The sequence below is a fragment of the Vibrio sp. 1069 genome (genome assembly GCF_033340555.1).
Map to the genome: position 1 here is coordinate 1 of NZ_JAWOWP010000058.1, position 1,514 is coordinate 1,514.

Annotated in this window: 1 protein-coding gene; it reads right to left on the minus strand. The window is 48.0% G+C overall.

Annotation, left to right across the window (positions count from 1 at the left end):
• Positions 1–1,514, minus strand: a 1,514-nt coding sequence (locus R7040_RS24380; protein WP_318097246.1) for an insulinase family protein, incomplete at both ends; no start/stop codon positions are given.

The following is a 1,514-nucleotide window of genomic DNA, read 5'->3' on the forward strand; positions in this document are numbered from 1 at the left end:
TGATTAAACTCGGTATCTTTGTTGCCTATTGCGACCCACAAGCGTTGCGCTCGTCCACGTAAAGTCGTGTCTGGGGTTGCGATTTGGTTCCAAAGGCCACGCTTACTGCTGTGCCATTGGTAGTCGTTGAGCTCCAAAAGCACCATGTAAAATGCATTTAAAAATTCATCGATAGAGGTGACCAATTCCGCAGGAGCTGCGTTTGGTGATTGCACATAAAGCACAATCCCCGGATGACGGTTCAGTGGCATGTTACCAGTGCCGACCATGTAGCCGAGTTGCTGCTTGGTGCGAATCTCATGAAAGAAGGTTGCCGACATGAGGTGATTGGCCAAAGAATAAAGTGCGATGCTGCGCGGCTCGATGTCTTCACACTGGTGGTAAATTACCACAGCAGAGTCTTGTTGATTACAATGCACTTCGCGCTGAAAACTGCCATTTTGACCGAGCATGATTAACGGACGCAGTGCTTCTTCGTAGCGCTGTTCTTTTACGCGCAAGGCATCTTTCAAGGTTGTTGCCATATCATGCGCTTGTTGACGTTGCCAGTCGCCATAAACGAACATTTCTACGTGGAGTTCCGCCAAAATCGACTCGACGAATGTCGACAGCTCATCGACTTCAATTTCTTCCAGCGCTTCTGCAAGTGTCGCGAAAGGAGGATTGTTGGGCTGCAACAAACCTGTTAATGCGTTGAACAGTTGAGAAATTGGGCGATCTTGAGATGAATTTCGCCAATTACGTAATAATTGCTGTTTGATGGTTTCGAACCGAGTCGGGTTAAACTCTCTCGCGGCGAAACGGCGTAAAATCATCTCAAGCAGTTGTGGCAGTTTTTGGCTGAAGCCCGACAACGTCAAAGTTACACCACCTTGGTGCGCATACATGTTGTAGCCCATGCCCGCGATTTCAGCTTGGTAGGTTTCTTTGGCTAGTGAGTCCCAAAACATTTCGACACAAAGACGTGTTTTCACAATATTTTTAGGCGATGCGACCGCGTGAGAACTGTCGATCGCAACGTACACTACGCCTTTCGGCACTCGGAACTCATCATCTTGCAAATGCCACAGGCGAAAACCTTCGAGATCTTCAATCAACTCCGGTAGTGAGCCCCCGTTTTCAAAGGGCATTGGGTCGAGGTCGTAACAAATGTACGGGTTCTTCTCTGGCAGAACAAACTGCCAACGCGGATCAATTTGTTGGAAGAAGCGTTTTTGCTCGTTACTGAATGGAGTGACGGAGTAGGGGGTGAAATACCACTCCGCAGTGCGATTGTACTCAAGTCCTTTGGCGATCAGCGTAACGCGGACATTGTCGACAGATAAATATTGCAGCAGAGAACGTTGCAGATCTTCATCATAGCCCGACATTTTGTAGTCGCCATAGATAATATCGTGCGGCTGATAATGCTGCATATTGATGACTAAATGGCTAACTAAATCGAGAGGGCGTGAAGGTTCTTGAAAGCGGAATGCAGATTCCAACACTGCTTGCTTCTCTAGGTAGCGCCACTC